The sequence below is a fragment of the Escherichia sp. MOD1-EC7003 genome (assembly GCF_002965065.1).
Classification (GTDB): Bacteria; Pseudomonadota; Gammaproteobacteria; order Enterobacterales; family Enterobacteriaceae; genus Escherichia.
On the sequence record NZ_PTRE01000145.1, the window covers coordinates 1 to 24,243 of the forward strand.

The 24,243-nt window shown below is 49.8% G+C and carries 21 protein-coding genes, 6 tRNA genes and 6 pseudogenes; 13 read left to right on the forward strand and 20 right to left on the reverse strand.

The annotated features are described in order from the left end of the window. A partial coding sequence (locus tag A7090_RS26230; RefSeq protein ID WP_241957288.1) for an ATP-binding protein occupies nt 1-140 on the forward strand: 140 nt, incomplete at its 5' end. A 38-nt stretch (nt 141-178) separates the two neighbouring features. Here A7090_RS26230 and pnuC read toward each other — a convergent pair. The 19 genes and pseudogenes from pnuC to cydA form a co-directional block, all read right to left on the reverse strand. Then, nucleotides 179-628, reverse strand: a pseudogene (gene pnuC / locus A7090_RS21340) (nicotinamide riboside transporter PnuC); the annotation flags it as partial. A 37-nt stretch (nt 629-665) separates the two neighbouring features. Beyond that, a pseudogene (gene nadA, locus A7090_RS21345) lies at nt 666-833 on the reverse strand (quinolinate synthase NadA); the annotation flags it as partial. 433 nt (nt 834-1,266) lie between these two features. Beyond that, nucleotides 1,267-1,342 (reverse strand) — tRNA-Lys (locus A7090_RS21350). Nucleotides 1,343-1,389: 47 nt separating this feature from the next. Then, a tRNA-Lys gene (locus A7090_RS21355) sits at nt 1,390-1,465 on the reverse strand. A 3-nt stretch (nt 1,466-1,468) separates the two neighbouring features. Beyond that, nucleotides 1,469-1,544: transfer RNA gene (locus tag A7090_RS21360), tRNA-Val, on the reverse strand. A 51-nt stretch (nt 1,545-1,595) separates the two neighbouring features. Beyond that, nucleotides 1,596-1,671, reverse strand: a tRNA-Lys gene (locus A7090_RS21365). 2 nt (nt 1,672-1,673) lie between these two features. Next, nucleotides 1,674-1,749, reverse strand: a tRNA-Val gene (locus A7090_RS21370). A 22-nt stretch (nt 1,750-1,771) separates the two neighbouring features. Beyond that, nucleotides 1,772-1,847: transfer RNA gene (locus A7090_RS21375), tRNA-Lys, on the reverse strand. A gap of 164 nt (nt 1,848-2,011) precedes the next feature. Then, complete coding sequence (gene cpoB / locus A7090_RS21380) at nt 2,012-2,800, reverse strand: cell division protein CpoB (RefSeq protein ID WP_105275444.1); 789 nt, start codon at nt 2,798-2,800, stop codon at nt 2,012-2,014. 9 nt (nt 2,801-2,809) lie between these two features. Beyond that, nucleotides 2,810-3,331, reverse strand: coding sequence for a peptidoglycan-associated lipoprotein Pal (gene pal / locus A7090_RS21385; protein ID WP_105275445.1), 522 nt, complete (start codon nt 3,329-3,331; stop codon nt 2,810-2,812). Between the two features lie 34 nt (nt 3,332-3,365). After that, a complete protein-coding gene (gene tolB, locus A7090_RS21390; protein ID WP_105275446.1) occupies nt 3,366-4,658 on the reverse strand; it encodes a Tol-Pal system beta propeller repeat protein TolB in 1,293 nt (430 codons plus the stop codon). Nucleotides 4,659-4,790: 132 nt separating this feature from the next. After that, entirely contained in the window at nt 4,791-6,041 is a 1,251-nt protein-coding gene (gene tolA, locus A7090_RS21395) for a cell envelope integrity protein TolA (RefSeq protein ID WP_105275447.1), read from the reverse strand. Between the two features lie 64 nt (nt 6,042-6,105). Continuing rightward, a complete protein-coding gene (gene tolR, locus A7090_RS21400; protein ID WP_105275448.1) occupies nt 6,106-6,534 on the reverse strand; it encodes a colicin uptake protein TolR in 429 nt (142 codons plus the stop codon). A 3-nt stretch (nt 6,535-6,537) separates the two neighbouring features. Continuing rightward, complete coding sequence (gene tolQ / locus A7090_RS21405) at nt 6,538-7,230, reverse strand: Tol-Pal system protein TolQ (protein ID WP_000131314.1); 693 nt, start codon at nt 7,228-7,230, stop codon at nt 6,538-6,540. Next, nucleotides 7,227-7,631 carry a tol-pal system-associated acyl-CoA thioesterase gene (ybgC, locus tag A7090_RS21410; protein WP_105275449.1) on the reverse strand — a complete coding sequence of 135 codons (405 nt, stop codon included), beginning with the start codon at nt 7,629-7,631 and terminating at the stop codon, nt 7,227-7,229. The genes tolQ and ybgC overlap by 4 nt, the downstream gene beginning before the upstream one ends. A gap of 149 nt (nt 7,632-7,780) precedes the next feature. After that, nucleotides 7,781-8,074, reverse strand: a complete 294-nt coding sequence (gene ybgE / locus A7090_RS21415) for a cyd operon protein YbgE (protein ID WP_000034597.1) — start codon at nt 8,072-8,074, stop codon at nt 7,781-7,783. Further along, the gene (gene cydX, locus A7090_RS21420; protein ID WP_105275450.1) at nt 8,074-8,187 is read right to left on the reverse strand and encodes a cytochrome bd-I oxidase subunit CydX; all 114 of its coding nucleotides are present in this window, start codon (nt 8,185-8,187) and stop codon (nt 8,074-8,076) included. The genes ybgE and cydX overlap by 1 nt, the downstream gene beginning before the upstream one ends. A 14-nt stretch (nt 8,188-8,201) precedes the next feature. After that, on the reverse strand, nt 8,202-9,341 hold the full coding sequence (gene cydB / locus A7090_RS21425) for a cytochrome d ubiquinol oxidase subunit II (protein WP_100039874.1): 1,140 nt from the start codon (nt 9,339-9,341) through the stop codon (nt 8,202-8,204). A gap of 15 nt (nt 9,342-9,356) precedes the next feature. Then, a complete protein-coding gene (gene cydA, locus A7090_RS21430; protein WP_105275451.1) occupies nt 9,357-10,925 on the reverse strand; it encodes a cytochrome ubiquinol oxidase subunit I in 1,569 nt (522 codons plus the stop codon). 805 nt (nt 10,926-11,730) lie between these two features. Here cydA and A7090_RS21435 point away from each other — a divergent pair. From A7090_RS21435 to cobO, 12 genes and pseudogenes are all read left to right on the forward strand, one after another. Then, nucleotides 11,731-12,083, forward strand: a pseudogene (locus A7090_RS21435) (hypothetical protein); the annotation flags it as partial. Between the two features lie 123 nt (nt 12,084-12,206). Then, a pseudogene (locus A7090_RS21440) lies at nt 12,207-12,798 on the forward strand (hypothetical protein); the annotation flags it as partial. A 182-nt stretch (nt 12,799-12,980) separates the two neighbouring features. After that, nucleotides 12,981-13,097: pseudogene (locus A7090_RS26800) on the forward strand (hypothetical protein); the annotation flags it as partial. A 573-nt stretch (nt 13,098-13,670) separates the two neighbouring features. Next, a complete protein-coding gene (glmS, locus tag A7090_RS21450) occupies nt 13,671-14,120 on the forward strand; it encodes a methylaspartate mutase subunit S (RefSeq protein WP_105275452.1) in 450 nt (149 codons plus the stop codon). Further along, nucleotides 14,120-15,508 (forward strand): methylaspartate mutase accessory protein GlmL, encoded by a 1,389-nt coding sequence (glmL, locus tag A7090_RS21455; RefSeq protein WP_105275453.1) that lies wholly within the window; start codon nt 14,120-14,122, stop codon nt 15,506-15,508. Before glmS ends, glmL begins: the two co-directional genes overlap by 1 nt. Before the next feature lie 18 nt (nt 15,509-15,526). After that, nucleotides 15,527-16,972 (forward strand): methylaspartate mutase subunit E, encoded by a 1,446-nt coding sequence (locus tag A7090_RS21460; RefSeq protein ID WP_105275454.1) that lies wholly within the window; start codon nt 15,527-15,529, stop codon nt 16,970-16,972. Next, complete coding sequence (locus tag A7090_RS21465) at nt 16,972-18,213, forward strand: methylaspartate ammonia-lyase (RefSeq protein WP_105275455.1); 1,242 nt, start codon at nt 16,972-16,974, stop codon at nt 18,211-18,213. Before A7090_RS21460 ends, A7090_RS21465 begins: the two co-directional genes overlap by 1 nt. Nucleotides 18,214-18,216: 3 nt before the next feature. Beyond that, on the forward strand, nt 18,217-19,587 hold the full coding sequence (locus A7090_RS21470) for an acyclic terpene utilization AtuA family protein (protein ID WP_105275456.1): 1,371 nt from the start codon (nt 18,217-18,219) through the stop codon (nt 19,585-19,587). Continuing rightward, on the forward strand, nt 19,584-19,904 hold the full coding sequence (locus A7090_RS21475; RefSeq protein ID WP_105275457.1) for a DUF4387 domain-containing protein: 321 nt from the start codon (nt 19,584-19,586) through the stop codon (nt 19,902-19,904). The genes A7090_RS21470 and A7090_RS21475 overlap by 4 nt, the downstream gene beginning before the upstream one ends. Nucleotides 19,905-20,035: 131 nt before the next feature. Next, the gene (locus A7090_RS21480; protein WP_105275458.1) at nt 20,036-21,313 is read left to right on the forward strand and encodes a dicarboxylate/amino acid:cation symporter; all 1,278 of its coding nucleotides are present in this window, start codon (nt 20,036-20,038) and stop codon (nt 21,311-21,313) included. Between the two features lie 135 nt (nt 21,314-21,448). Next, nucleotides 21,449-23,101, forward strand: a pseudogene (locus A7090_RS21485) (class I fumarate hydratase). 9 nt (nt 23,102-23,110) lie between these two features. Next, nucleotides 23,111-23,713, forward strand: coding sequence for a cob(I)yrinic acid a,c-diamide adenosyltransferase (gene cobO / locus A7090_RS21490; protein WP_105275459.1), 603 nt, complete (start codon nt 23,111-23,113; stop codon nt 23,711-23,713). Nucleotides 23,714-23,748: 35 nt separating this feature from the next. On the opposite strand, the gene A7090_RS21495 is transcribed toward cobO, so the two are convergent. Next, the coding region (locus A7090_RS21495) for a LysR substrate-binding domain-containing protein (RefSeq protein WP_241957287.1) at nt 23,749-24,243 on the reverse strand (495 nt) is incomplete at its 5' end.

Genomic DNA, 24,243 nt, shown 5'->3' on the forward strand with positions numbered 1-24,243 from the left:
ATCGACTGCTCCACCACTCAACCACACTGAACATCAAAGGAGAAAGCTACCGGTTAAAGGAAAAACGCAAAGCGGGAGTGCTGGCAAAAAACGCCACGCCAATCAGTGATGATGAAATGGCGGAAAGCGGACAACATTAATGACCAATAGCGGACATTAAAAATGGCGAAAAACGGCCAATAATCTTGGCGTTGACAGCTTGCATGATCATGACTGCCACGCGGGTCAAAAACGCAAACACCGGATTGATAAATACCGTCATCAGGCCAATCGAAACAACACAAAACGCCAACCAGCTTAGCGCCTTCGGCAAAGGTAACCAGCGAATTTTTAACTCAGCCTCGTTCTGACTGGTTTGTCGCGACCACGCATACCAGCCGTAAATATTCGCGGCAAAGAAAAAGACCTGCAGCAACAGGCTGGCATAAAGCTGAATCTGAAAGAAAATAATGCCAAACAAAGTGACGTTAATCAGGCCAAAGAAGTAGTTGCTGATCTTCTCCAGGCTGGCAAGGCCAATACACAGCAACCCGGCTATCGTGCCTATCGCTTCGATCCATGAAAGATCATAACCGCCTGCCCCTATTGGTATATGTACCAGAATATTCTGCACACTAAAAAAATCCATATCTCCCCCGAAGTGTAACGTAACGCCTTATTATCAATTATCCACGTAGTGTAGCCGTAAAATCCAGCATACGATTGAGCGGCACCCGCGCCCTCTCTCGCAGCCTTTCATCAACATGAATCTCGTGATTGCTTCCTTCCTGTTCTAATGCCTCTGCGATGGCCTGAAGGCCATTCATGGCCATCCAGGGACAATGCGCGCAGCTGCCATATCGACAATAGCTTATGGTGATACTGGATGCACCAGTATGGCAGCATCCGGGGATTCTTCTCGCATCACGCTCATCTTACCATTTCGTTTTACAGACTTAACTTTAAAACCGACATAAGCGTGATATTCGCTGCTATCGGCATAATTTGTTTTATATGATAAACAAGATAGTCGAATGGAGGGGAAAAGTCACTTGAATTAGGTATGAGATGCCGAATGCGACGCTTTGCGTCTTATTCCGTCGAAGTAGAGTTGCTACGCAGCAAGCGCGGGGTATGTCATCAGGATTAAGAATTGAAATTGAGGGACGCCTGAATAGCGAAAAGGCGCCTTTTTACATTGGTGGGTCGTGCAGGATGACTCGCCCTTCGGGCCGCTGCTGACGCAACGTTATCCTTCACGTTCTCTACCAGTAACCACCTTTAAATTGGTGGGTCGTGCAGGATTCGAACCTGCGACCAATTGATTAAAAGTCAACTGCTCTACCAACTGAGCTAACGACCCATATTGGGGTTACCTGAAAGATTTTACTCGGGGCCAATCTCAAAGATTGGTGGGTCGTGCAGGATTCGAACCTGCGACCAATTGATTAAAAGTCAACTGCTCTACCGACTGAGCTAACGACCCGAGTGGTGGGTGATGACGGGATCGAACCGCCGACCCCCTCCTTGTAAGGGAGGTGCTCTCCCAGCTGAGCTAATCACCCGATATTACGCTGGACACTACAAACTATTTCCACCAAACCCACTGCAATTAGTGGTGGGTCGTGCAGGATTCGAACCTGCGACCAATTGATTAAAAGTCAACTGCTCTACCGACTGAGCTAACGACCCGGTGGTGGGTGATGACGGGATCGAACCGCCGACCCCCTCCTTGTAAGGGAGGTGCTCTCCCAGCTGAGCTAATCACCCAATACTACGCTGGATATCTGTTTGGTGGGTCGTGCAGGATTCGAACCTGCGACCAATTGATTAAAAGTCAACTGCTCTACCGACTGAGCTAACGACCCACTTTTTCGTTGCTTTCGGTTTGTTTGATATCCCGTGGCAACGGCGGCATATATTACTGATTTCAGACTTGAGCGCAACAAAAATTTCGATGCAGATCACTCAACTGCTTATGATTCGCACGACACGACCAGAAATAATGCGACTTCTGGTCGTGTGTTATGCATTACATCGCGTTCAGACGTTTTTGCGCCTGTTTAGCACCATCCGTCCCAGGGTACTTACTAATAACCTGCTGGTATACGGCTTTCGCTTTTGCGGTGTCACCTTTGTCCTGCATGATGACGCCGACTTTAAACATCGCATCTGCAGCCTTCGGCGACTTCGGATAGTTTTTCACTACTGAAGCAAAATAGTACGCCGCATCATCTTTTTTACCCTTATTGTAGTTTAACTGGCCCAGCCAATAATTGGCGTTTGGCAGGTAAGTTGAATCAGGGTAATTTTTGATGAAATTCTGAAATGCCACCATTGCGTCATCCTGGCGGGATTTATCCTGCACCAGCGCAATAGCTGCATTGTAATCCTTTGCATCGCCGTTTTTCACCGGCACGCCAGCATTCGCAGTGCCTGCATCAGCTGTCGGCGTCGTTGATGCCGCCGCGCCGCTTTGATCGCCGCTGGTTGATTGCGCCGCAGTGCCACCGCTGCTGAGGCTATCGATCTGCAACAAGATCTGCTTTTGCCGCTCCACGACCTGATTCAGTTGATACTGATTTTCCTGAATTTGACCACGCAGGGAATCAATATCGGACTGATTATCAGAGAGTTGTTGCTGGAGTTGGGTTAAAAGCTGGCTGTGAGCATTAGAAATACGCTCAAGTTGAGTGACGCGGTCTTCGACCGAGCCTGAGCCGACACTACTGATTGGTGCCTGAGCAAAAGCGGCCCAGGGGGCCGCTATACCAACCAGTAACGACAGACTCAATAGTTGATGTCTGAAGTTACTGCTCATGCAATTCTCTTAGTAAACCAGTACCGCACGACGGTTTTTGGAGTATGCTGCTTCGTCATGACCCAGTACTGCAGGTTTTTCTTTACCGTAAGAAACGATAGAGATCTGGTCTGCAGAAACGCCTTTACCCTGCAGGTACATCTTAACGGCGTTTGCACGACGTTCACCCAGGGAGATGTTGTATTCCGGAGTACCACGTTCGTCCGCGTGACCTTCTACGGTGACTTTGTAAGACGGGTTGCTACGCAGGAAATTTGCGTGTGCATCCAGCATTTGAGCGAAGTCAGAACGGATATCGTACTTGTCAAGACCGAAGTAAACGATGTTGTTCTGCTGCAGCTGTTGCATTTGCAGACGAGCCTGCTCTTCGGAAGACATGTTGCCGTTGCCGCCGTTCGCATCTACACCAGTGCCGGCACTCAGCATGCCTTCGCTGCCGTCATTGCTGGCGTTCTTGTTGGAAGAACATGCCGCAATTGCCATAACAGGCAGAGCAATCATCAGCCCTTTCAGCACTTTGTTCAGTTGCATTTCAATGATTCCTTTACTATTCAATTAATTATTATCACAGATACGGCGACCAGGCAGGGAATTTGACCTGTCCATCAGTTGCCGGAAGACGCGCTTTGAAACGCCCATCTGTAGAAACCAAATTCAGCACGGATCCCATCCCCTGAGAAGAGCTGTAGATTACCATAGTGCCGTTAGGTGCCAGACTTGGCGTTTCATCCAGGAACGTGGACGACAGAACTTGTACGCCTCCCGTTGCCAGATCTTGTTTGGCAATGTGCTGTTGCCCACCATTGGAGCTGACCATTACCATAAATTTACCGTCGCTGCTGACATCCGCATCCTGGTTCTGCGAACCTTCCCAGGTAATACGTTGTGGCGCACCGCCGTTGATATTCACTTTATAAACCTGCGGACGACCAGCCTGGTCAGAAGTGAAGGCCAGATTCTGGCTATCCGGGAACCAGGTCGGTTCGGTATTGTTACTGCGACCATCAGTCACCTGACGGATCTGACCAGACGCTAAATCCATTACGTACAAGTTCAGGCTACCGGTTTTCGACAGGGCGAATGCCAGTTTGCTGCCGTCTGGCGAGAATGCAGGGGCGCCGTTGTGACGCGGGAATGAAGCCACCTGACGTACAGCGCCATTTGCCAGCGTTTGGATAACCAGCGCGGAACGACCGCTTTCGAAGGTCACATATGCCAGTTTAGAACCATCCGGTGACCATGCCGGAGACATCAGCGGTTGCGAAGAACGGTGAACGACAAATTGGTTGTAACCGTCATAGTCAGATACGCGCAGTTCATACGGGAACTGACCGCCGTTGGTCTGAACAACGTAGGCAATACGGGTACGGAACGCACCTTTAATGCCGGTCAGTTTTTCAAATACTTCGTCACTGGCGGTATGACCAGCATAACGCAGCCACTGCTTGTTCACTTTGTACGAGTTCTGAGCAAGTACAGTACCCGGTGCGCCGCCAGTGTCAACCAGTTGATAAGCAACATTATAAGAGCCGTCCGGATTCGGAGTAACCTGGCCGACAACCACAGCGTCAATACCCAGCGCAGACCATGCAGCTGATTGTACTTCCTGCGCACTACCCGGCTGCTGTGGCAGACGAGCGCGATCTAACGGGTTAAATTTACCGCTGTTACGCAAGTCAGCATCAACGATACCGCCAATATCTTCAGGTGCCGCACCAGGACCAGCCCACTGGAAAGGAACAACACCAATAGGACGACCGGTATCTACACCACCATCGATCACAATGCGGACTTCAGCGTGCAAAACTGATGCCCACAGTATGAGAAAACCAAATGCTACTCGTAATGCCTGCTTCATCATATCTCCCTTATCTGGACCGATGGCCCACGATAATTTAGCAGAATATTAACAAACTAAAATACACAAAACTACCAGAACCCCGTGGCAACCGATACCTGATGTTGACCGTCTGAACAGTCAGCATCACGATTACGGTTTGAAGTCCAATGGCGCGTTTTTGAACACTTCATATACTGCCTGGCTTGGTGGTTTCGGGATCTTCGCAAGTTTAGCTGCTGCCAACGCAGCCTGACAAAGTGCGGGATCGCCACCTTCAGGTTTGATATCCAGTAACATACCATCGGGCGCCAGTTTTATGCGTAGCGTACAGGTTTTACCTGCATAGGACGATGCGTCATAGAACTTACTTTCGATAGCAGATTTAATCTGCCCGGCATAGTTATTGATATCGGCCCCTGATGCGCCATTGTTTTTAGTATTACCACTCCCGGCAGGCGAAGCATTGTTCCCTTTCGCCCCTCCCCCCGTTTTCGGTGCATTCTTACCAGAGCTTAGCTCACCGAAAATATCATCTGCCTCTGCGGCAGCTTTTGCTGCAGCGGCTTTTTCAGCTGCAGCTTTTGCCGCTGCCGCTTTTTTGTCTGCGGCGGCTTTCTTATCAGCTGCTGCCTTTTCAGCAGCTGCTTTTTCTGCCGCTTTTTTCTCGGCTGCCGCTTTCTCTGCTGCCGCTTTCTTATCAGCTGCTGCCTTGGCTTTTTCAGCAGCCGCTTTTTCTGCTGCTTTTTTCTCGGCTGCCGCTTTCTCTGCTGCCGCTTTTTTATCAGCTTCTGCCTTGGCTTTTTCAGCAGCTTCAGTTGCCGCTTTCTTTCTTGCTTCAGCTGCAGCAGCTTCTGCCGCTTCCGCTTTCTTCTTCAGCGCCGCAGCTGCTGCCTCGGCTTTTTTCTGCGCTTCAGCAGCGGCTTCTGCTTCCGCTTTTTTCTTCGCGTCTGCAGCCGCTTTCTTCGCTGCTTCTGCGGCTGCTTTCTCTGCCGCCTCTTCCGCTTGCTTCTGCTTTAATTCGGCCTGTTTTGCGGCTTCTTCAGCCTGCTTCTTCTGCTCTTGAGCAGCTAACCGCTCTTTCTCAAGTTGCTTCAGGCGTTCCTGTTCAGCCGCTTGTTTCTCACGCAGTTCTTCAGCAGCCTGCTGTTCCTTCATCTTGCGCTGCTCATCAGAACGCTTCGCGCTTGATTCCTGGCTTTGCATACGTTCGTACTGCTTAACTACCGCACCTGAATCAACCATTACAGCGTCGATGGACGAACCACCTCCGCCGCCGGCTGAAGCTTCTATATTCTCATCGAACGAACTCCAGATCAGCGCCGCAAATAAGATGACATGCAGCACTGCTGAAATAATTATCGCCCGCTTGAGCTTGTCGTTTTGTTCGGTTGCCTTTGACACTCTCGGTTCCCAAAAACTGTTCGCCTGTTACCCGCTCTCTTTCAAGCAAGGGAAACGCGGATGTTTAGATAGGCTGCGTCATTAAACCAACCGATTTCACACCCGCACTATGTAACAAGTTCAGTGCTTTAATTATTTCATCGTAAGGCACATTTTTTGCGCCACCGATCAGAAAGACCGTTTTCGGGTTGGCCTTAAAACGGCTGGACACTTCTGCCACCACCTGCTCTGGTGGTAAACGCTCCAGGCGCTCTTTCTCAACCACCACGGTGTACTGACCAATACCAGATACTTCAACAATCACTGGTGGATTATCGTTACTGCTCACCGCCTGCGATTCAGTAGCGTCTGGCAGATCGACCTCCACGCTCTGGGTGATGATGGGCGCTGTTGCCATAAAGATCAGCAACAGCACCAGCAGTACGTCCAGCAACGGTACAATGTTGATTTCGGACTTGAGATCGCGACGACCTCGTCCACGCGCTCTGGCCATGGCTTACCCCTTGTTGCTCTCGCTAACGGTAAACGCCTGGCGGTGCAGAATCGCGGTAAACTCTTCCATAAAGTTGTCGTAATTCAGTTCCAGTTTGTTTACGCGCTGGTTGAGGCGGTTATAAGCCATTACCGCCGGAATTGCAGCGAACAGACCAATTGCCGTCGCAATCAACGCTTCTGCGATACCGGGCGCAACCATTTGCAGTGTTGCTTGTTTTACCGCCCCGAGGGCGATAAAGGCGTGCATGATCCCCCAGACCGTGCCAAACAGACCAATATACGGGCTGATGGAGCCAACCGTACCGAGGAACGGAATGTGCGTTTCCAGATTTTCAAGTTCACGGTTCATGGAAATACGCATCGCACGCGACGCCCCTTCTACTACGGCTTCCGGCGCATGGCTATTGGCACGATGCAGGCGCACAAACTCTTTGAACCCGCTGTAAAAGATTTGTTCCGAACCGGTCAGATTATCTCGTTTTCCCTGGCTCTCCTGATAGAGGCGAGAAAGTTCGATTCCAGACCAGAATTTATCTTCAAACGCTTCAGCTTCGCGCGCCGCTGCGTTAAGAATACGGGTCCGCTGGATAATAATGGCCCAGGATGCGATTGAAAAACCAATCAAAATCAACATGATAAGTTTAACCAGAAGGCTGGCCTTCAGGAACAAATCAAGGATATTCATGTCAGTCACTGCTTAAACTCCGCGACAATAGACTTGGGAAGCGCACGAGGCTTCATTTTGAGTGGGTCAACGCAAACAACCAGAACCTCTGCTTCATTCAGCAAAGTATTCTCGGCGTTGACAATACGTTGCGTGAAAACCAAAGAGGTGCCACGCATTGATGTTATTTCAGTCTGTATTTCGAGCATATCGTCGAGCCGCGCAGGTGCGTAATATTCCACCGTCATTTTACGTACCACAAAGGCAACGCGTTCAGTCATCAGCGCCTGTTGACTGAAGTGATGATGACGCAGCATCTCTGTGCGTGCTCTTTCATAAAAAGCGACGTAACTGGCGTGGTACACCACACCACCGGCATCGGTATCTTCATAGTAGACGCGAACCGGCCATCGAAACAGCGTTGTATTCACTTTACATCCCGGTAATGCAACAAAAGTTAGAGCTTTTAAACGCTGCTACTATACGCGCGCGATTGAGGTTTGGGAATGAGGGCAAGTTAAGGGAGCGTAAAAATTTATGGGCCTGGAGCGGCCCATAAATCTTTAAAGAGAATTCTGATTTAAAAGAAGAAGAAAATCAGCCCGACAATGAGAACAATATCGGCAAGCAACGGGCAAAAAAACCCTTGCCAAAGAACCTTCTGCGGACGAAAGCCCACACCGTGAATTACGCCAGCACAGACGGCCCACATCAGCAATAAACCATGCCAGATTTCCAGTTCACTGGTCTTCGCGGCGAAACGTGATGGGTCCCAAAACATACATCCTGCTAACAGAAGCGCCATCACGAAGGAAAGCGCCCGCAGGGGGCGCTTGTCCATTACCGCATACAAGGTTGCGATAATCTTGCTCATCAGTTGTCTTCTTGACCGGCTTTACCTGATTCGACGTGCTCAAGCGCCAGCGCAGTGATTACCCCAAATGAACAGGCAAGAAGCGTTCCCAGAATCCATGCGAAATACCACATTTTTAGCTCCTTACTTAGTACAGAGAGTGGGTGTTACGTTCAATATCTTCTTTGGTGATACGACCGAACATTTTCCAGTAACACCAGGCGGTGTAGAGCAGAATGATCGGTACCAGGACCACCGCAACCCAGGTCATGACGTTAAGCGTCAGCTGGCTGGAAGTTGCATCCCACATTGTCAGACTTGCGTTCATCATGGTGCTGGACGGCATCACAAACGGGAACATTGCAATACCGGCAGTCAGGATGATGCAGGCCTGCGTCAGGGAGGAGAACACAAACGCCCACGCGGCTTTATCCATACGTGCTGTCAGGATGGTCAGCAGCGGCAGAACCACACCCAGTGCCGGAATAGCCCACAGAATTGGCGTGTTGTTGAAGTTCACCAGCCATGCGCCAGCTTCACGAACCACTTCTTTATTCAGTGGGTTAGAGGCCGCGTAATGGTCCATTGTTGATTTCACAACATAACCATCGATACCGTACATCACCCATACGCCAGCCAGTGCGAAGCAGACCAGTGTCACCAGTGCCGCCACCTGAGCCGTTGCACGGGTACGCAGATGCAGCTCGCCCACGGTACGCATTTGCAGGTAGGTCGCGCCCTGGGTAATGATCATCCCTACGCTCACCACGCCTGCCAGCAGGCCGAACGGGTTAAGCAGCTGGAAGAAATTACCGGTGTAGTACAGACGCAGATATTCATCAACGTTGAACGGTACGCCCTGCAACAGGTTACCGAACGCTACGCCAATCACCAGCGGTGGAACAAAGCTACCAATGAAGATGCCCCAGTCCCACATGTTGCGCCAGCGGGTTTCTTCAATCTTGGAGCGGTAGTCAAAACCGACCGGACGGAAGAACAGAGACGCCAGCACAAGGATCATCGCGACATAGAAGCCGGAGAACGCCGCGGCATAGACCATCGGCCAGGCAGCAAACAATGCGCCGCCCGCGGTGATAAGCCAAACCTGGTTACCGTCCCAGTGTGGCGCGATGGAGTTAATCATAATTCGACGCTCGGTGTCGTTACGACCGAGGAAACGGGTGAGCATGCCCACCCCCATGTCGAAACCGTCAGTGACTGCAAAACCAATTAGCAGAACGCCAACCAGCAGCCACCAGATAAAACGCAATACTTCATAATCGATCATTTGACGACTCCTGTCTTAGCGTGCCGGCTGAGTAGTTGTGGAAGACTGCTCAAAGTGATAGCGACCGGTTTTCAGGCTACTTGGGCCGAGGCGTGCAAACTTGAACATTAAGAACAATTCTGCCACCAGGAACAGGGTATACAGGCCGCAAATCAGTACCATCGAGAAGATGAGATCACCTGCGGTCAGTGACGAGTTCGCGACAGCTGTCGGCAACACTTCACCGATAGCCCACGGTTGACGACCATATTCAGCCACGAACCAGCCCGCTTCTACAGCGATCCACGGCAGCGGAATACCATACAGCGCGACGCGCAGCAGCCATTTTTTCTCGCCAATGCGGTTGCGGATGACACTCCAGAAAGAGAGCGCGATGATTGCCAGCAGCAGGAAGCCACACGCCACCATGATACGGAACGCAAAGTACAGCGGCGCTACACGTGGAATGGAGTCTTTGGTTGCCTGTTGAATCTGAGCTTCAGTCGCATCAGTCACGTTTGGTGTATAGCGTTTCAGCAGCAGACCGTAACCGAGGTCTTTCTTCATGCTATTGAACTGGTCACGAACAGCCTGGTCCGTGGAACCAGAACGCAACTGCTCGAGCAGAGAGTACGCCTTCATCCCGTTACGGATGCGCTCTTCATGCTGCACCATCAGCTCTTTCAGGCCGATAACTGGAGTATCCACGGAACGCGTTGCAATGATGCCCAACGCGTAAGGGATCTGGATCGCAAATTTGTTCGTCTGCTCATCCTGATCAGGAATACCGAACAGAGTAAAGGCAGCAGGTGCAGGTTGCGTTTCCCACTCGGCTTCAATAGCAGCCAGTTTGGTTTTCTGCACGTCGCCCATTTCGTAACCGGATTCATCACCCAGAACAATAACAGACAGAACGGCAGCCATACCGAAGCTGGCAGCGATAGCGAAGGAGCGTTTAGCGAAGGCGAAGTCACGGCCTTTCAGCATATACCATGCGCTGATACCGAGGATGAACATCGCACCAGTCACATAACCAGAGGCTACAGTGTGAACGAATTTCACCTGAGCAACCGGGTTAAGCACCAGCTCGGAGAAGCTCACCATCTCCATACGCATAGTTTCAAAGTTGAAATCGGACGCGATTGGGTTTTGCATCCAGCCGTTCGCAACCAGAATCCACAGTGCGGACAGGTTTGAACCGAGCGCCACCAGCCAGGTGACACACATATGCTGAACTTTACCCAGACGATCCCAACCGAAGAAGAACAGACCTACAAAGGTGGATTCGAGGAAGAAGGCCATCAGACCTTCGATTGCCAGCGGCGCACCGAAGATATCCCCTACATAGTGGGAATAGTAAGACCAGTTAGTCCCGAACTGGAACTCCATGGTCAGACCGGTTGCCACACCCAGAGCGAAGTTGATACCAAACAACTTGCCCCAGAACTTGGTCATATCTTTATAAATCTGTTTGCCGGAAAGGACGTAGACCGTTTCCATAATGGCCAGCAGGAACGCCATACCCAGCGTCAGTGGCACAAAAAGGAAGTGGTACATCGCAGTCAAGGCAAACTGTAAGCGCGACAGTTCGACTATATCTAACATCATGACTCCTTGCTCATCGCATGAAGACTCCGAGAGTGAACCCCGTTAGAAAGGGTCACACGCATGCCCCAATACAAAATTATTTGCTCGCCTCTATCGTTGCCATTTCATCAAAAGAGGAAAAGACAATGATAAAAAGTTACAAATATGTTAATGAATAAACCAAATTGATCCCGTAATTATATTACGCCGCAAAATCCTTACAATAAACAGGTTTTTATTGAGCAAATTTGCATTTTTCGACAGTGATCAATTTATAGAGAAATTGTCACGACCTCACCAATTTGATCTACGACAATTTATCGTGTTTTGCAGATTTTTTTCAAGAATTAAAAATTGATTTATATCAAAATCAACCAAATATGTTAATTATGTATACACAATGAATCATTGGTGATTTTATTGTTAATTTGTTGTGAAATATTTATGCAGCGCAATTATTACAATGAAAAGGTATAGATAAAAAACCAGTGTTTTATTTAACAGAAGCGCCTTATCCACTTTTTATAATACCAATTGATTAGAGTAGCCAATTTGTTGCTATTTTACATAACATATTTTTATCAAAGTTAATTGATTGTTGCCTCTATGAGCACAGACCGTAAGCCCGTTATGTTATTGTCTCATTGGTAATAATCACTTAAGGGTATCGATAAGAGAGGGATCGCTTAACTGAGGTGATTGGTCTCTGAGTAAACAGAGGTAACTTTGACCTGACAACCGAAAAATGAGCAATTTTTGCACGTCCGTTTTTCTATAGCCGAGTACGCTCTGCACCTCGCTTGATTACAATGAGGTTGCTGCTATGAGTCCTGAAAATATCGGCTCTGCTGGCAATCGCGTCTCTGGTTGGACATCTAATACCCTTCTAAAAACAGATAAAGTATCAAGGACATCACCCGTGACTGTGAGGTAATAAAGATGATTACCGCCATCCTTGACCCACATCGGATAGTCGTCGGAATCGATACACTTTATACAACGCAGCGCGAAACATTTACCTCAGAGGGTCAACAGCTCATTGACTCAGCATTGCAAACACTTCATGTGATGAATTTAAATAATCTGGAAATAAATCACGATGAGGAAGGTAACTATCTGGCTTTTGAGTATAACGGTGACATCCCTGACAGAACAATAATGTCTGCTTATACTCGTCATACTTCAAGTTGCATGTGCTGCGACTGCGTTCGCTCCCCCCAGTCACTTACTTATGTAAGCTCCTGGGGATTCACTCGCTTGCCGCCTTCCTGCAACTCGAATTATTTAGAGTATATAATGAAAAAACTGTTTGCCATGGCCAATATTTTTTAATACAGGATGATGAAACAGACTTATTTATCCTGATAAAAGTTAAAATTTTTGAAGCCAGACGCTCCATTGATGAGGGTTATGGAATTTATGTTCAAATTCAGTTATAGCGCTCAATAAAATAGATTAGAATCTCATCGTTTGGTTCCCAGTTATTTCCCTCTAAAAACAAAACGGTTACGCAAGAGGATGTACTGTTACTTTAAAATAAATGGTAATGTTAATATATACTCTAAATAATTCGAGTCGCAGCACATGCAACTTGAAGTATGACGAGTATATTAACATCAGATAGATACATGAGTATAATGACACCTCTGATGAAGTGTGCGCGTAGCATCCCCACGATCATAACAGGTATGTGACGGGCAAAGATGCCCTTCTTCTGGACTTTCCTCCTTCTGGTAACCAGATACATTGCCATGTTTTCCATGACGAATCAGCAACACTAGTCCTTTATTTTTCAAACAATGACATTGAATCTTTCGTCTTTGAAAAAGATATTCCGAGCCAGTATCGCTTTTTCAAAACATTTACCAATCTGGCACCAGTTATTCGCTAATCAAATACTTTAATTTTCTATACCCTAAATAATTCGAGTTGCAGGACGCCGGCAAGTGAGAGAATCCCGATGAGCTTACATAAATAAGTGATTCGGGGGAACGAACGCAGCCAACGCACATGCAACTTGAAGTATGACAGGTATATACCCCCCTGTGGCAAATATTGCTAAACAATGCCTGGGGATTAATTGAACTGAGTTCTGACACAGTCATTTTTTCGATACTATCTTCATTGATTGACTCAGCCATTTCTAAATTTCAACACCAAATCCCCGTTAATGATTCAGTTAATTCTTAATTATTGTATAAGGATTATACTGATTAAATCCACTCTGTCGCGAAATGGCCTGCATTTTTGCCAGACGTAATAGAACCTTTGATTAACGTTACTCATACTGGTAGCACCTTCATGTACCTCTCTTTTTTACGAAAAATCAAAAGGGCTAACAAAGGTCATAATTTGTATGAATCATTAATCATTTGTTATTTTCAACATTATTTTTACATTAGGCAGGGATGAATAGCAGTGAAATTCGACTTAAATTTTTACGAAATGCATTTACTCATGGCTAAAACCACGTCACCAAAATGCAAATTAGAAGTTGATCACAAATATTTCAACACATCAAATCAAGATAATTTTAAAAATTTAACATTAATGACATTGGTTGGTGTAACACACTGAATTAACATGAGAACTTTAAAACATACTTTAAACAATCATTTCCCGAAAGACATTTTGAAAATAGATCAATTGCAACATTACGGCCAGATAAAGACACTCCAGTGATATTAAACCTGTGCCGTTATGGACGGCCATAAATACGACGCGTGTAACTTATTTTACTCTCTGTCTTACAAAGGATTACCCATGAAGAAAGCAACACTTGTGATTGGCGTTATTGGCGCGGACTGCCATGCAGTAGGCAATAAAGTTCTGGACCGCGTTTTTAGCAACCATGACTTCAGAGTCATTAACCTGGGCGTAATGGTCAGCCAGGACGAATATATTGATGCAGCCATTGAAACTGGCGCTGACGCGATTGTCGTCTCCTCTATCTATGGGCATGGCGATATCGACTGTCTGGGCATGCGCGAACGCTGCGTCGAGCGTGGTCTTGGCGACATTTTGCTGTATGTCGGCGGTAACCTGGTCGTTGGCAAGCATGATTTTGCCGATGTCGAAGCCAAATTTATCGACATGGGATTTAACCGGGTCTTCGCGCCAAGCCACGATCTGGAAGATGTTTGCCAGCTGATGGCCGCAGATATCAAAAAACATAGCGGTGCGAAAAAAGGCCAACTGGAAGAGGTCGTCTGATGCAAATCGTCTCTGTCGATATTGGCTCGACGTGGACAAAATCAGCCCTCTTCATTCGGGAGGGAGATGCGTTAACGCTGGTTAACCACGTTCTGACCCCAACCACCACCGCGCATTTGGCAGACGGTTTTTTTACCAGTCTCAACCAGGTGTTAAACGTTGATGATGCGCGACCGCTATTAAAAAGCGGAGAGGTCGCACTGAAATACTCTTCGTCTGCCAAAGGCGGCCTTGCTGTTGCAGCGATGGGACTGGTGCCCTCGATAACGCTGGAGTCGGCAAAAGTCACCGCGCACTCTGCGGGCGCCAAAATTGCGCAGTATTATTCTTACAAACTTAATCGCCGGGATATCAAGGCGCTGGAAGAGACGCCGCCCGATATCCTGCTGTTTACCGGCGGCACCGACGGCGGCGAAGAGAGTTTTGGCCTGACCAATGCGCGAGTGCTGGCAGAGTCAAAGCTCGACTGCGCCATCATCTATGCCGGAAACCGGGATATTCAGGACGAGGTGCAGGAGATCCTCGGACATAAAGACCTGACTATCGTCGACAACGTTCTGCCCGATCTTGACCATCCGAACCCTTTAGCCGCTCGCCAGGCCATTTGCGACATCTTTCTCAAACGCATCGTGAAAGGCAAAGGACTGGATGTCATCGTCAATGAAACGGGTGAAGAACCGATGCCAACGCCATGGACGGTCTATGAGCTGGTTAAGGCGATAAGCCATGTCGATAGCAACTGGAAAGAGTTCATGCTGATCGACATGGGCGGTGCGACAACTGATGTCTATTCTGCCTGCGCCAACACACTCTCCCCCGACACCGTTCTTCATGGTGTGCCGGAGCCGTTTGTTAAACGCACGGTTGAAGGTGACCTGGGGATGCGCGTCTCGGCAATGGTCGTCGGAGAAAGCGCGAAAGATTTAGTTAACGTAGTCTTTGCCCAGCAACCGGCACGACAGGACGCTTTTTACGACTACCTTCGCCATCTGGTGGCACATCCCGACTACTTACCTGCAAACGGCGAAGAAAAATATTTCGATACCGTCCTGGCCGGACTGTGTGTGGGTTATGCCACCGAAAGACATGCGGGCACCAAAAAAGAGGTCTGCACCTGCGTCGGCAATGTCGATTTACAGATGGGACGTGACCTGACTACCGTGCGTAAAGTCGTCGGCTCCGGTGGATGGCTCTCGCGTGCCAACCAGTTCGACATTCATAACTGGCTGAAATACCGCGAGTTAAACGACGACGGTAAGCGCATTCTTCTTCCGACCCAATTTGAATATTACCGAGATTCACGCGGCTTGTTCCCGCTGCTGGCGAACGTTGCCAGAGTGGACCCGCAGGCCGCCGCACGCACCGGTATTCAATGCTTAACCCTATAACAATTAAGGCAGCAATCAATGGAACTTCAAAACAAGAAATTAACTCATGACGAATTCATGACCGAACGGCTACAGGTATTGAAAACCTGGGAAACCGGTAAGGATGTGGCGAATTTCGAAGATGGCGTTAAATACCAGCAAACTATTCCAGAACATAAACGCTTCTCCCTTGCGCTGCTGAAAGCAGACCAGCAAGGAAAAACACTTAGCCAGCCGCGTGCGGGCGTGGCGCTGATGGATGAGCACATCGAACTGCTGAAAACTCTGCAGGAAGAGTGCGATCTGCTGCCGACCACCATTGATGCCTATACCCGTCTGAATCGGTACGAAGAAGCTGCTGTAGGGATTAAAAAATCCATCGAAGCCGGAACCTCTAAACTGAACGGTTTACCGGTCGTTAACCACGGCGTTGCCGCTTGCCGTCGCCTCACCGAAACCCTGCAAAAACCGTTACAGATCCGCCACGGTACGCCGGATGCGCGCCTGCTGGCTGAAATCTCGATGGCGAGTGGCTTCACCAGCTATGAAGGTGGCGGTATCTCCTACAATATTCCGTATGCCAAACGCGTAACGCTGGAAAAATCGATCCGCGACTGGCAATACTGCGACCGTTTAATGGGGATGTATGAAGAACACGGTATTCGCATCAACCGCGAACCGTTTGGCCCGCTGACCGGCACGCTGATCCCGCCATTCATCTCTCACGCTATTGCCATTATTGAAGGCTTACTGGCGCTGGAACAGGGCGTGAAATCCATCACCGTTGGTTATGGTCAGGTTGGCTGTCTGACTCAGGACATCGCGGCGATCCGCTCTTTGCGTGAACTTTCCAATGAATACTTCCAGAACGCAGGTTATACGGATTACGAATTAAGCACTGTATTCCACCAGTGGATGGGGGGCTTCCCGGAAGACGAAGCGAAAGCATTTGCCATTATCTCCTGGGGTGCCGCTGTCGCGGGGATGTCTGGCGCGACCAAAGTCATTACCAAAAGCCCGCACGAAGCATGGGGGATCCCAACCGCTGCAGCCAACGCCCAGGGTCTGAAAACCTCCCGCCAGATGCTCAACATGGTTAGTGATCAAAAATTCCCGCCATGTGCCGCGGTGGATATAGAAGTTGAACTAATCAAGAGTGAAGTGCGCGCTGTGCTGAGCAAAGTGTTCGAACTGGGCAAAGGCGACATTGCACGCGGTACGGTGCTGGCCTTTGAAGCAGGCGTGCTGGATGTGCCGTTTGCGCCAGCCTCCTGCAACGCAGGCAAACTCCTGCCTGTCCGTGATAACACCGGTGCTATCCGCATTCTCGAAGCCGGAGCGGTGCCGCTGCCAAAAGATATTCTCGACCTGCACCACGACTATGTTGCCGAACGTGCCCGGTTTGAAGAACGTAAACCGACTTTCCAGATGGTTGTTGATGACATCAATGCCGTATCCCACAGCAAATTAATAGGAAGACCATAATGAAAATTAAACAGGCCCTTTTCACCGCTGGCTACTCTTCATTCTATTTCGATGACCAGCAGGCGATAAAAAACGGAGCGGGTCATGACGGCTTTTTTTATACCGGTGACCCGGTAACACAGGGGTTTAACGCAGTACGCCAGGCCGGGGAGTGTGTATCGGTACAGTTGATTCTGGAAAACGGCGCGGTCGCCGTGGGTGACTGTGCTGCCGTACAGTACTCCGGTGCGGGCGGTCGCGATCCGCTGTTCCTCGCTGAACATTTTATTCCGTTCCTCAACGAGCACATCAAGCCGCTGCTGGAAGGCCGCGACGTGGACGCATTCCTGCCAAACGCCCGTTTCTTCGACAAGCTACGCATTGACGGCAACCTGCTGCATACCGCCGTGCGTTACGGTTTATCCCAGGCATTGCTCGACGCCACCGCACTGGCAACAGGCCGTCTGAAAACGGAAGTGGTTTGTGCTGAGTGGCAGCTCCCCTGCGTGCCGGAATCCATCCCGTTATTCGGCCAGAGCGGTGACGACCGTTACATTGCCGTGGATAAAATGATCCTCAAAGGCGTGGATGTCCTGCCCCATGCACTGATCAACAACGTTGAAGAGAAGCTGGGCTTTAAAGGTGAAAAACTGCGCGAATATGTCCGCTGGCTGTCGGATCGCATTCTGAGCAAGCGCACCAGCGCACGCTACCACCCTACCCTGCACATTGACGTGTACGGCACCATTGGTCTGATCTTCGATATGGATCCGGTACGCTGCGCCGAATACATCGCCAGCCTGGAAAAAGAAGCACAAGGTCTGCCGCTGTACATTGAAGGACCTGTCGATGCGGGTAATAAACCGGATCAGATCCGCCTGCTGACGGCAATCACCAAAGAGCTGACTCGCCTCGGTTCCGGCGTGAAGATTGTCGCCGACGAATGGTGCAACACCTACCAGGATATCGTTGACTTCACCGATGCGGGCAGTTGCCACATGGTGCAGATCAAAACGCCGGATCTCGGCGGTATTCATAACATCGTTGATGCCGTGTTGTACTGCAACAAACACGGAATGGAAGCCTATCAGGGCGGCACCTGTAACGAAACTGAGATCAGCGCCCGCACCTGCGTACACGTTGCGCTGGCTGCCCGCCCGATGCGTATGCTGGTGAAACCGGGGATGGGATTCGACGAAGGTCTCAACATCGTGTTCAACGAAATGAACCGTACTATCGCTCTGTTGCAGGCTAAGGAATAACCGATGGCTCGTAAATTCAAAGTCTTATCGCCGACAGCCATTCTGGGTTATGGATTCCCGGAAGAGAGTTTTAACAAGGCGATGGAAGAATCCCCGGATCTGATCGCCGTTGATGCCGGTTCGTCTGACCCAGGCCCCCACTACCTGGGGGCAGGTAAAGCCTTTACCGACCGCGCAGGCGTCAAACGCGACCTGCGCTACATGATAACCGCCGGTGTGAAGAACAACATTCCGGTGGTGATCGGCACGGCAGGCGGTTCCGGTGCGGCGCCGCATCTGGAATGGTGCCGACAGATCATTCACGAGATCGCCCACGAAGAAAACCTGTCTTTTTCTATGGCGCTGATCCCGGCAGATGTCGATAAAGCGGTCGTACACGAGGCGCTGGATAACGGCAAAATCACGGCGCTGGATTTTGTTCCACCGTTAACCCATGAAGCGATCGATGAAAGTACGTATATCGTCGCGCAAATGGGCATCGAACCCTTCCAGCGGGCACTGAAAGCTGGCGCACAGGTCGTGCTGGGCGGTCGGGCTTACGACCCGGCCTGCTTTGCCGCGCTACCGATCATGCAAGGCTTTGATGAAGGTCTGGCGCTGCATTGTGGGAAAATTCTTGAATGTGCGGCAATCGCCGCAACGCCCGGTTCAGGCTCTGACTGTGCGATGGGCATCATTGATGACAACGGCTTTACGCTGAAGACGTTTAATCCGAAGCGTAAATTTACCGAAACGTCAGCTGCTGCACACACACTGTATGAGAAATCCGATCCCTACTTCCTGCCAGGACCTGGCGGGGTACTAAACCTGCAAGGCTGCACATTTAAAGCGGTCAATGATGGTGAAGTGTACGTCAGCGGTTCTAAGCACGAAGAAACACCGTATGCCCTGAAACTGGAAGGTGCACGGCTGGTGGGCTTCCGCTGCCTGACCATCGCCGGAACGCGCGACCCAATCATGATCGCCGGGATCGATAAAATCATCGATGAAGTCAAAACCAGTGTTTCGCGTAATCTGTCGCTCGACGATGACAGCATTCGCATCAATTTCCACCTGTACGGCAAAAACGGGGTGATGGGCGACCATGAACCAATGCAAGCTGCCGGGCATGAGCTGGGAATTGTCCTTGATGTGGTGGCACCGACCCAGGAGATAGCCAACAGCGTTTGCTCGCTGGTGCGCTCTACCATGCTGCACTACGGCTATGAAAATCGCATCGCTACCGCAGGCAACCTGGCGTTCCCGTTCTCCCCTTCTGATATCCAGGGCGGGCCGGTATACGAATTTTCCATATATCACCTGATTGAAGCCAACGACGCGCTGCGTTTTGATTTCCATATTGAACAGGTGACGCCAGAAGGAGTTCAGGCATGAAACAGTCAATTGTCTCACTGGCGCAAGTCATTCGTTCGAAAAATGCCGGACCTTACGAACTGGTTTTAGATATTTTATTTAAAACGAAAGAAAACTATGAGCGAGTTAAATCATCAGGGCAATTAACCCCAGAACTGATTGCACGCTTATATCATGTTGAACCTGACTTTATTCATCGTATTGTCTGGTTTGATCCTTCTAACGCGGTAAAAATCGTTATGCCGAGAGATATTATCTCAGGCAACGTTGGCGACAATGATGTTTATGGTGCTCAGCAACATGCACCGTTGTTAAATATTAATTTCGATTTGTCATAACAAAAATATAAACCTGACGGGAATACCGTTCAGTATTCAACTAATTACACAGTTGGCATTATAAGGAGTGCGCCTGAAGGCGCACCCTCCCCCTACGCCTGATTTATCGCAGTTCGTCCGATGGAGGAAAAATGAAGAAAATAAATCTAACCACAATGATCATTTTGGGTCTGGTACTCGGGATGATTACCGGCGTACTCATTAATAACGTCGCCGCACCGGAAACCACTAAATTATATGCACAAGAAATTTCCATCTTTACCACAATTTTTTTACGTCTGGTAAAAATGATTATCGCCCCGCTGGTAATTTCTACGCTGGTCGTAGGGATCGCCAAAATGGGGGATGCAAAAGCGCTTGGACGTATTTTCTCTAAGACTCTCTTTTTATTTATTTGTGCTTCCCTGCTGTCAATCGCATTAGGGCTGATCACGGTTAATATCTTTGCCCCCGGCGCCGGAATTAACTTTGTTCCGCACGGCGAAGCGGCCAGTGTGGTTGCTTCCGAGCCATTTACCCTGAAAGTCTTTATCTCTCACGCTGTGCCGACCAGTATCATCGATGCGATGGCACGTAATGAAATCCTACAAATCGTTGTTTTCTCAATCTTCCTCGGTTGTAGTCTGACCGCAATTGGCGAGAAAGGTGCACCCATCGTGCATGTGCTTGAGTCGCTGGTTGAAGTGATGCTGAAACTCACCGGCTACGTGATGCTTTTCGCGCCACTTACCGTCTTTGCCGCCATCTCTGCGCTGATCGCCGAACGCGGCCTGGGCGTAATGGTAAGTGCCGGGATCTTTATGGGCGAGTTCTACTTCACCCTACTGCTGTTGTGGATCATTCTTATCGGCCTGGCAATGAGCTACGTCGGTCCATGCATTAAACGTCTGGCCAGAGCGATTGGCGAGCCTGCGCTGCTGGCCTTTACGACATCCAGTTCAGAAGCGGCTTTCCCTGGCACCCTGAAAAAACTGGAAGATTTTGGCGTTTCCCCAAAAATCGCCAGCTTTGTCTTACCCATTGGCTACTCATTTAACCTCGTTGGGTCAATGGCTTACTGTTCATTCGCAACTGTTTTCATCGCTCAAGCCTGTAATATTCATTTATCGATGGGCGAGCAAATCACCATGCTACTGATCCTCATGCTGACCTCTAAAGGCATGGCTGGTGTGCCGCGTGCTTCGATGGTGGTTATTGCCGCTACGCTCAATCAGTTCAATATCCCGGAAGCCGGGCTGATCCTACTGATGGGCGTCGATCCATTCCTCGATATGGGGCGCTCTGCCACCAACGTCATGAGTAACGCGATGGGTGCCGCAATGGTCAGCCGCTGGGAAGGTGAACATTTCGGCGAGGGTTGCCGCGGAAAAGCTCCCACTGCCAGTAAATCAGAAGTCACGGTTTCCTGAATTTCGGTAGCCGCTCTGGTGCTGCTTAAATCAATGCCGGACACGGATGGGAAGTGACACCTCCAACATAAATCCTTGCTGGAGAACTCACTTACCCATCATTCGGCCAAAACAAACACAAAGTGAGAAGCCATCATGTCCAAACCATTCACCTGGCAGGATCTTTTTGTACAACGCTAGGACAGTACGGAATATGAATTAATTAGCGATCAACATATTACGGTTACGGAATTAGACGGTGAAGAAGTGATCAAGGTCGCCCCCCAGGCGTTGACACTGCTTGCCCAACAAGCATTTTATGCAGCCTCTTTCTTCTTACGCCCCGCCCACCTGCAACAGATAGCCAGCATCCTGAGCGATCCCGAGGCCAGCAGTAACGATAAATATGTTGCCCTGCAACTGCTACGTAACGCGGAAGTCTCCGCGAAAGGCGTTTTGCCCAACTGCCAGGACACCGGAACAGCGACCATCGTCGCCAGTAAAGGGCAACAAATCTGGACCGGCGGCAACGACAGCGAAGCTTTAAGCGAAGGGATCTACACCACTTTCCAGGAAAATAATTTACGCTTTTCGCAAAACGCCGCGCTGGATATGTATACCGAAGTCAACACCCAGACTAACCTACCAGCGCAGATCGACATCAGTGCGGTACCGGGTGATGAATATCACTTCCTGTGCGTTAATAAAGGTGGCGGTTCGGCGAATAAAGCCGCACTCTTCCAGGAAACCAAATCTATCCTGCAACCGGAAAAGCTCACCGCCTTTCTGATTGAAAAAATGCGCTCGCTGGGCACCTCTGCCTGCCCGCCTTATCACATTGCATTTGTCGTCGGTGGCCTCTCTGCCGACCAGGCGTTAAAAGTCGCTAAGCTGGCATCGACAAAATACTACGACAATCTGCCCACCAGCGGGAATGAACTGGGTCAGGCCTTCCGCGACACTGAACTGGAGGCCACATTACTTAAAGCCAGCCATGAATTTGGCATCGGCGCGCAGTTTGGCGGTAAACACTTCGCGCACGATATTCGCGTGATTCGCCTGCCGCGTCACGGTGGCTCCTGCCCAATAGCGATGGCACTCTCCTGTTCTGCCGATCGCAATATCAAAGCAAAAATTAACAAGCACGGTATCTGGCTGGAAAAACTCGAACGTAATCCGGGGAAATATATTCCGCAGTCATTGCGCACGGATAACGATGCGCAGAACGTGCAGCTCGATCTCAACCGTCCGCTTTCGGCGATTATGCAGGATCTGGCAAAACTGCCGGTGGGCACCCGCGTGTCGCTGAGTGGCCCGATTGTCGTCGCGCGCGATATCGCCCATGCCAAAATCAAAGCCCGCCTGGATAACGGCGAACCGATGCCGGATTACCTGCAAAATCATATTGTGTATTATGCCGGTCCGGCAAAAACGCCGGAGAATATGGCCTGTGGCTCGCTTGGCCCCACAACCGGTGGTCGTATGGACGGCTACGTAGACGCTTTCCAGGCAGCAGGCGGCAGTTTGATCATGCTTTCCAAAGGCAACCGCAGCCAGCAGGTGACCGATGCCTGCCATAAACATGGCGGTTTTAATCTGGGCAGCATTGGCGGCGCGGCAGCGTTACTGGCGCAAGAGTATGTCAAAAGCTTGCGCTGTCTGGAATATCCCGAACTGGGGATGGAAGCGGTCTGGATGATGGAAGTCGAAAATCTGCCCGCTTTCGTACTGGTGGATGACAAAGGTAACAACTTCTTTAGTCAGTTTGAGCAGCAGCATCGCTGTGCAACCTGCCCCGCCGGGCACTAAGGTATGTTAATGGAAACGAATAACGCACCCGATCGGCATGTCCAGCGACAACAGAAACTGAAAGATCAGGTAGATGCCCGTGTCGCTGCTGCGACTCAGCAAAAAGGCATACTTATTGTCTTCACCGGCAATGGTAAAGGGAAATCTACCGCCGCTTTTGGCACCGTGACCCGCGCTTTGGGTCACGGCAAAACGGTAGGCGTTGCGCAGTACATCAAAGGGCAGTGGGATAACGGCGAATACAACGTTCTCCATCCGCTGGGAGTCGAGTTCCATATTATGGGCACCGGCTTTACCTGGGAAACACAAAACCGGGAGGCAGATATCGAGGCGGCGAAAGTGGTCTGGCAGGAGAGTAAGCGGATGCTGGCCGACGAGCGTTACGATTTAGTGGTGCTCGACGAACTCACTTATATGCTGGCTTATCATTATCTTGATACGGAGGAAGTGATCGCTGCATTGCAAAATCGGCCATCACATCAAAGCGTTATCGTCACTGGCCGGGGTTGTCATAATCAATTGTTGAATATTGCGGATACGGTGAGCGAGCTTCGCCCCGTCAAGCATGCATTTGATAACGGCATCCAGGCTCAGGCCGGTATTGACTGGTAAAAAAACGGGCGCCTGGCAAAAACCAGGCCCCCGTTTTATCTCTCCGATTTTTCCAGCAACCAGTCGTGGAATTTTTGCAAATGTAGATAATCCGCTTTTTCTTCCCGCCACGTCATAATAAAGCGATTACCAGTGCGCATCGGAACATCGCAGGGGATCACCATATCACCGCTGTCGAGATCGTGTTGAATGGCAAAGCGCGGCAGCAGCGCCACCCCGAGATTAGAACGCACAGCCGCAATCAGCATAGAGAGCAGATCAAAACGCGGGCCTTTATTGACCAGAGGGCTAGTAACATCGGACAGGGCAAACCACTCTTCCCATCCCGTCATCCGGGTGCTTTGATGCAGCAGCGGAAATTCATTGAGCAGCCCTTTAACCGACAGTTTTTGATCTGCAGAAGTGAGCAAACTGCCGCTGCAAACAGGTAAGATCTCTTCTTCGAACAGATATTCTACTTCCGACCACGGCGCTGAGGAATCCCCAGTAATGGGCGGGTAAAAAAAGACAGGCATAGAGTTTTGTGATCT